The organism is Anaerolineae bacterium (genome assembly GCA_014360855.1).
GTDB lineage: Bacteria > Chloroflexota > Anaerolineae > JACIWP01 > JACIWP01 > JACIWP01.
Window position 1 is genome coordinate 1 of record JACIWP010000243.1, and the last position, 4,531, is coordinate 4,531.

Here is a 4,531-nt window from a genome sequence, read left to right on the forward strand (position 1 = left end):
GCCACCTTGCTGGTGGGGAAGACTTCCTTGAGATAGTCGCCGCAGCCGATGGTGCCGGCGGAGCCAGTGGTCAGCACCACGCCGCGATATTCATCCCGCGGCCCCATCTCCTTTTCCAGCACTTCCTGCATGGCGTGGCCGGTGACGTAGTAATGCCAGAGGTGATTGCCGAACTCGTCGAACTGGTTGAAAATGACCACGTCATTGCGGGTACGGCGAAGCTCCCAGCACTTGTCGAAGATTTCCTTGACGTTGCTCTCACAGCCGGGGGTGGCGATGACCTCGCCGGCCAGGCGCGACAGCCATTCGAAGCGCTCGCGGCTCATCTCCTCCGGCAGGATGGCGATGGAATCGCATCCCAGCAGAGCGGAGTTATACGCGCCGCCGCGGCAGTAGTTGCCGGTGGAGGGCCAGACCGCTTTCTGCCAGGTGGGGTCGAACTGGCCGGTCACCAACCGCGGCACCAGACAGCCAAAAGTGGCGCCGACCTTGTGCGCGCCGGTGGGGAACCATTTGCCGACCAGGGCGATGATGCGCGCCGGCACGCCGGTCAATGAGGACGGGAACTCGATGTAATTGACGCCGTTGAAGCCGCCGCCGAAGGGCACCGGCTCGTTCTTCCAAGTGATGCGGAAGAGGTTCAGCGGGTTGACGTCCCACAGGCCAACTTTCTTGAGCTGGGCCTTGATGGTATCGGGGATGAGGTCCGGGTTGCGCTGTTGCTCGAAGGTGGGGATGATGATGCGGCGCTCGCGAGCGCGCTGGACGGCACGGCGCAGGACTTCCTGGTTGATGGTCAGGTCCATGGCAATACCTCCGTAATGTGAAGAGATCAGGGTTTCCGAACAGTTTGCTCCAGAAAGTTAAGAGAGCCAGCGGCCTCAGCTATTTGTCTGAGGTCTGACATATTATACCATGCAAACGCGGGGACGTCAAACCGTGGGAATGGGGCCGGCAGTTGGCTCCCCTCCCCTCGCGCAGGGAGCGGCTATCCTTTCCACCGACCTTCTGCTTTGCACTTCCCATACCCCGGGGTATAATACGGGGGCGACCTGTGGACAGGCACAGGATCACTAGAACGGGGCCGCGCGCCCCCTAGAATCGAAGGCATCGTGGAGCAGGAAACCTACGTCGCGCTGGACCTGGAGACCACCGGGCTTTCTCCAGAGCGAGACCGCATCATTGAAATCGGGATGGTGAAGTTCACGCCCCAGGGCGTGTTGGACACCTTCGCCACCTTTGTGAACCCTGGCCGGCCCATCCCCTTCCAGATCACCCAGCTCACCGGCATCCGGGATCGCGATGTGCGCGACGCACCGACTATGGAGACCCTCCTGCCGGCCATCCGCTCCTTCATCGGCAAAGGCACCCTGGTCGGGCACAACATCGGGTTCGACATCTCGTTCCTGGCGGCCGCCGGCCTGCGCCTGCGCAATCCCTCGATCGACACCTTCGCCCTGGCCGGCATCGTCTGGCCGCACGCCGCCCACTATAACCTGGCCACCCTGGCCTCGGAAATGGGCATCACCCCGCAGGCTTCCCACCGCGCCTTGGAGGACGCGGACACCGCCCGGCAGTTGTTCCTGGCACTGCTGGAACGCGCCCGCCAGCTCCCGCTCAGCCTGATCCAGGATATCAACCGCCTGGCCGAGGGGACCGGCTGGCCGCTGGCCGGCATCTTCCGCTCCATCGAACATGCGCGCACCCGCAGTGGTTTCGCACGCGCCACCCTGGCAGATCAACTGCGCGCCAAGGGCCTGCTGGATGACAGCGGGGCGGTGGCCCTGCTGGAAGATGTCGAAGCGGTGGAGGAAGTAGCGCCGGCCCCGGACCTGGTCTCCTTCGACATCGAAGCGCAAAAGGCGCTGTTCCTGCCCGACGGCCTGCTGGCACAGCAGTTCCCCGGCTATGAGTTCCGCTCCCAACAGGTGACCATGCTCGAGGCGGTGGCGGAGACACTGCGGGACGGCGGGGTGCTGATGATTGAGGCCGGCACTGGCACCGGCAAAACCCTGGCATACCTGGTGCCGGCAGCCTACTACGCCGTGTCGCAGGGCAAGCGCGTCGTCATCTCCACCAACACCATTAATCTGCAGGACCAAATTTATCAGAAGGATATCCCTGACCTCCAGCGCATCCTGCCCTTCCCGTTCCGCGCAGCGGTGCTCAAGGGCCGTTCCAATTACCTCTGTCTGCGCAAGCTCCAGACCATGAAACAGTCCCGGCAGTTGTCCGCCGATGAGGTGCACGCCCTGGCGCGCATCCTTATCTGGGCGCAGAGCACAGCCACCGGCGACCAGGCGGAGCTGATGCTTCCCACCGACACCGATAAAGCGGTCTGGTCGTACCTCTCGGCGGAATCCGAGACCTGCCTAAACGAGGAATGCCGGTACTTTCAGCGCGGCAGTTGCTTCCTTCAGCGGGCACGCCAGCGGGCCGCCGGCTCCCATCTCATCATCGTCAACCACTCCCTCCTGCTGGCCGACGCGGCCATCGAGAACGCGGTCCTGCCGGACTATGACTGCCTTATCGTGGACGAAGCCCATCACCTGGAGGATGCCACCACCAAACAGCTCAGCTTTCATGTCTCTCAGCCGGCCATCGAACAGGAGCTGGGCTGGCTGACCGGTTCCTCCCGTGGGCGCGGCTTCCAGGGGCTTTTGCACGAGGCAGTTGCCCTGTTCTCCCCGCACCTGGCGCCGGACTCCCGTGCCGAGCTGATGCGGTTAAGCCAGGAGATCGCCGGCCTTGCCGAGCAGGTGCGCGACGCCGCGCAGTCCCTTTTCTCGTCCCTGGCGGCCTTCGCCGAGCACCAGAACAATACTTCGGGGGATTACAGCCTGCGCCTGCGCATCACCGATGCCCTGCGGGTCCAGCCGCGCTGGTCCCAGATCGAGATAATGTGGGACAATACGGCGGTGCTGATCAGCGGCCTGCGGGAACACCTGCGCCGGCTGGGGCAGATGGCAGTGGAAGCGGCCTCCCTGGACGACGTGGAAGGTCTGCCGGAGTTCATCCTCGACCTGGCCGGCCGCGCCGAATTCTGGAACCTGATCCAGTCGGAAGTCACCGCCATATTGACAAGCTCGCGTGCCAATCGGGTGGACTGGCTGGAAATACTGCCGGAGGCCAACACCGCCTCCCTGCACTCCGCGCCCCTACATGTGGGGGAGATGATCTACGAGTATCTGCTGAGCCGCCGGCATGCGGTGGTGTTCACCTCCGCGACCCTGCGCGCCGGCGAGGATTTCTCCTTCCTGCGCGAGCGGCTGGGCATCCTCGATGCCCGCGAGGTGGCGCTGGATTCGCCCTTTGATTACCGCGCCTCCACGCTCATCTACTGCCCGACGGACATGCCGGAGCCCTCCCAGCCCTTCTACCTGGCCAGCGTGGCGCGGGCCATCGAGCAGGTGGCGCTGGCCCTGCGCGGCCGCACGCTGGTGCTCTTCACCTCGTACCACCAACTGCGCAAGGCGCTGGAGCTGGCGGGGCCGGCACTGCACGAGGCCGGCATCACGATCCTGGCACAGGGCAATGGGTCTTCCCGCACCCAGCTCCTCCAGCAGTTCAAGGAAAGCTCCGATACGGTGCTCTTCGGCACGCGCAGTTTCTGGGAGGGCATTGATGTGGTGGGGCCGGCGCTGAGCTGTGTCATTATCACCCGCCTGCCCTTCGCCGTGCCTACCGAACCCATCTTCGAGGCGCGCTCCGAGGCATTCGAAGACCCCTTCCAGCAGTATTCGGTGCCCGATGCCATCCTGCGCTTCCGCCAGGGGTTCGGCCGGCTGATCCGCAGTCACACCGACCGCGGCGTAGTCGTCATCCTGGACCGCCGCGTGCTCAGCAAGCGCTACGGCCAGATGTTCCTCAAAGCCCTGCCCTCCTGCACGGTCGAGCACGGCCCGCTGGACTTCGTCGGCCACCGCGCCGCCCAATGGGTCGGGTCACGGAGCTGATATGCGTTCCCTGTGCCCGCGCGCTGCCCGGCTCCTCTCACGATGGGATACCCCGCTGGCCGGCATCTTGCTGGCCGGCCTGCTCCTGCGCCTGCTCCGCCTGGACTTCCAGCCGCTCTGGTTCGACGAGGGCTACAGCTTCTATTTCTCCCATCTGCCGGCGCCGGCACTGCTGGCCGCCACGGCGGTGGACATTCACCCGCCCCTCTATTACCTGGTGCTCAAGGCCTGGCTGGCGCTCACCGATTTATTCCTGCCGGCGGTCATCGGCGCGCGCTTGCTCTCCGTGCTGTGGGGCACAGCAACCATCCCGCTCCTGTGGGCCATCGGCCGGCGCCTTGGCCGGGGGCGCGCCGGCCTGCTGGCCGCCGGCCTGCTGGCCATCTCCCCATTCCACATCTATTACTCGCAAGAAGTGCGCATGTACGGCATGGTGACCTGCCTGGGCGCCCTGGGGGTGTGGCTGACCCTGGAGGCGCTGGAGCGCCGGCGGGCTGTTTGGTGGGCCGGTGCCGGCCTGGCACTGTTGGCTGCCCTGTATACCCAGTATTACGCCCTCTTCATCGTCCTGGCGC

At 65.0% G+C, this 4,531-nt stretch carries 3 protein-coding genes; 2 read left to right on the forward strand and 1 reads right to left on the reverse strand.

The annotated features are described in order from the left end of the window. A partial coding sequence (locus tag H5T60_11890; GenBank protein MBC7243132.1) for a pyridoxal-phosphate dependent enzyme occupies positions 1–806 on the reverse strand: 806 nt, incomplete at its 3' end. Positions 807–1,112: 306 nt separating this feature from the next. On the opposite strand from H5T60_11890, the gene H5T60_11895 reads away from it, so the two are divergent. Beyond that, positions 1,113–3,956, forward strand: coding sequence for a DEAD/DEAH box helicase family protein (locus H5T60_11895; protein ID MBC7243133.1), 2,844 nt, complete (start codon positions 1,113–1,115; stop codon positions 3,954–3,956). Between the two features lies 1 nt (position 3,957). Next, the coding region (locus H5T60_11900) for a glycosyltransferase family 39 protein (GenBank protein MBC7243134.1) at positions 3,958–4,531 on the forward strand (574 nt) is incomplete at its 3' end.